This window comes from Citrobacter sp. wls613, assembly GCF_005281195.1.
Classification (GTDB): Bacteria; Pseudomonadota; Gammaproteobacteria; order Enterobacterales; family Enterobacteriaceae; genus Citrobacter; species Citrobacter gillenii.
Window position 1 is genome coordinate 14,474 of sequence record NZ_SZXN01000030.1, and the last position, 2,284, is coordinate 16,757.

4 protein-coding genes are annotated in these 2,284 nt (G+C 51.2%); all 4 read left to right on the top strand.

Annotated elements, in window-relative coordinates:
- Positions 1-320: hypothetical protein (locus tag FDX01_RS23155; RefSeq protein ID WP_249360859.1), on the top strand; the 320-nt coding region annotated here is incomplete at its 5' end.
- 203 nt (positions 321-523) lie between these two features.
- The gene (locus tag FDX01_RS04380; RefSeq protein ID WP_137399299.1) at positions 524-961 is read left to right on the top strand and encodes a recombination protein NinB; all 438 of its coding nucleotides are present in this window, start codon (positions 524-526) and stop codon (positions 959-961) included.
- Positions 954-1,535: a recombination protein NinG gene (locus tag FDX01_RS04385; RefSeq protein WP_137399300.1), complete on the top strand. Its 582-nt coding sequence runs from the start codon at positions 954-956 to the stop codon at positions 1,533-1,535. Before FDX01_RS04380 ends, FDX01_RS04385 begins: the two co-directional genes overlap by 8 nt.
- Positions 1,532-2,215, top strand: a complete 684-nt coding sequence (locus tag FDX01_RS04390; RefSeq protein WP_137399301.1) for a DUF1133 family protein — start codon at positions 1,532-1,534, stop codon at positions 2,213-2,215. Before FDX01_RS04385 ends, FDX01_RS04390 begins: the two co-directional genes overlap by 4 nt.
- Positions 2,216-2,284 lie beyond the last annotated feature (69 nt).

The window sequence follows — 2,284 nt, forward strand, 5'->3', positions numbered from 1 at the left end:
CGGACTCTACCGAAATCATCCGACCCGCGATACCTGGATATGGCAGCCCAGAACGAGAAGAAGTAATGGGTTGCCTCATTGTAAGCGGCATAAAGTTTTACACTCTGGCAGAAGGCGAGTCATATCCGGATCCGCATACTGATAACCGGTATGTCGGTGCGTATGCCGTATTTCCGTTTGAGGGAAAGTGGGTAGCTCAGAAGTATTTCAGGGGAGGGCACTGGAGAGATATCACCGAGCGCCGGTTCAACACCGAAAACGAAGCATTCAACTTCACTTACGAATACGCTTTTCTCCCGGAAAACCGCTACAAATATTAATCCGCGCAACGTCAAGCAACATTACCCACTCTCAAAATTAGTGTTATAATTATGTCGCAGTCGGATTGAGCACCCGGCTGTGACCTCTGCATCTGATTGGGAAATTAGATGCGAAACACAAAGAGTACGACCTACCATATGCCGTCAGCGTTATCTAATGCTGAGGGTTTTCTGCATTCTGCGTTACCTCTCGGAGGTGGCGTATGAAGCAACAATTCCTCCTTCGAAATACCAACATTCTCGCCAATGCTATCAATGCGATTAACCAGTTGCAGATTGATGAGAAGCGCCCGGTCGTCATCGAGATAAAAGAGATGACCCGCTCCATTGACCAGAACTCCAAGCTTTGGGCAGTTTTGGGCGACGTCAGCAGCCAGGTTGAATGGCATGGGCGAAAGCTCTCATCCGAGTCGTGGAAGCACATCTTCACCGCCGCGCTGGTTAAGCAGGAAGTTGTGCCTAACCTGGCTGGTGATGGATTCGTAGTGTTGGGACAGTCAACCAGCAAGATGACAGTCGGCCAGATGCGCGACCTTATCGAACTGATCCACGCCTTTGGCGCAGAGCGTAATGTCCGTTGGGGCGATGAATCCCGCCTTGCTATGGAATGGGCTTCCCGATTTGGAGGTTCCCATGCGTAAACCTACCCGCCGCAGCTGCAAAATCTGCAAGACCAAATTCATAGCCACCTTCGATAACGTCTGGTGGTGCTGTCCTGAGCATGGCGCTGAATACGCTCTACAGGTGCTGGAGGAGAAGCGAGAAAAACAACTCGCCGACAAACAGAAAGCGGATCGCGTTGCATGGCGTAAACGAAAAGCAGCCGTCAAACCTCTCAGGCATTGGGAAGATGTAACTCAGCGAGTCGTTAATGACTACATCCGTGAGCGTGACCATGATTTGCCATGCATCAGTTGCGGAACGTTAGACACCGTCCAGTGGGAAGCCGGGCATTACCGTTCACGTGGGAAAGCGTCACATCTCCGCTACACCGAAGACAATATCAATAAACAGTGTCATCACTGTAACGTCCAGCTTTCTGGTAATCAGCAGCAGTACCGTATTCGCCTGATACGCAAAATTGGCACTGAGCGCGTCGAGGCGCTCGAAAACAACAACGTTCCACACCGATACACCATCGAAGAACTCGAAGCCATCAGGAAGCATTACAGCTCCCTGAGGCGTCAGCTCGTCAAAACCAGGGAGGCAGCATGACCCGCACCGAAATCAATAACTACCAGAAATCCTCGGTACTGCGTGCCGATCCTGAATGTTCCTGGATGAAGTTGGCCTCCGTTCCTCGCCGGTCGTACCTGGGGAAATACCGCCGCCTGACCCCATCACAAAGCCGCTGGGTTCGCTCTCTGCTCGGATTGTGGGGCAGAGAGTTTGGCGGGAGTGGTACGGAGCACCTGACCGACGGCGGCGGCATGTGGTCGATGATTCTTACCGGGTGGACTGGTGAGCAGCAAGAGCGCATAACCACGGTTCTGGCTGGGCTGCGCAAGATGGGATTCACTGGCGATCAGCTGATCACCCAGGCAAAGGCTATCATCTGGCCTAAGAAGTCACTATCTGACCTGATGGGGAAGGCGGCTGACGAGGAAGAAGCTGAATTCATGGAGCGCATGATTCTCAAATCATTCGCCACAAACAGCATCGTCTACGAAATCGGAAAGGACTATTACACCTGGCGAAAGACCATCAATGATATGGCCCGATGGATGCAGCACTGCCACGCCCCATTTCTTACCGAAAAGCAGTGCATCGATCGCGTTCGCTGGTGCATCGAGTTGTTCAATTCTGCTGTCTTCTTCACGTTAATTGCAGAACTTGGTATCGAAAATAAAGAAACCTGCAAAAAAGACTTGAAAACAAGTTTTGAAGATGCATAATTACTGTATGCTCGGACGTCAAAGGCGAAAGAGCGAGGTGAAGAAGAAAATCACCAAGCATATGCAAGC